We start from the raw sequence: 526 nt of genomic DNA on the forward strand, positions 1-526 counted from the left end.
ACAAAAAAACTTCACAGAGCACTACAGATGCTTCGCGTCCACTATGCAATTCTCAAACAACACACAGCACCACCACCACCCACACCAACCCAGACCCACAAGCCCAGATCATTCAGTGCAGCCGGCGCACGGCCTGCCAACCCAGAAAAAACAACCCCAACCACCACCACAACCCACCAAGGAGCTGTACCAGTCGCCGAAGATCGTTTCTTCAGGACCCAACAACGTGCCGACACCCCACACCCAGCAACCACCCCAACACCTTTCCACAACCCCCAGCCCAGCATCCGTGATCACTCACATCAGCCGAACCACCGGTTCGTACTTGGTCGAGACGGCCACCCGGTCACGGGCACCATGATTGATGTTCCACCCTTGAGCAGGACCCCACCACACACGCGGTGATGAAAGGCCACTGTCGCTCCTTAGAAAGGAGGTGATCCAGCCGCACCTTCCGGTACGGCTACCTTGTTACGACTTAGTCCCAATCGCCAATCCCACCTTCGACGGCTCCCCCCACAAGGGT

Annotated in this window: 1 rRNA gene; it reads right to left on the reverse strand. The window is 57.4% G+C overall.

What is annotated here, in order from left to right:
• Positions 1 to 429 precede the first annotated feature (429 nt).
• A 16S ribosomal RNA gene (locus tag ACYU8W_RS11550) occupies positions 430 to 526 on the reverse strand; the annotation flags it as partial.

The sequence above is a fragment of the Yimella radicis genome, from assembly GCF_054778255.1.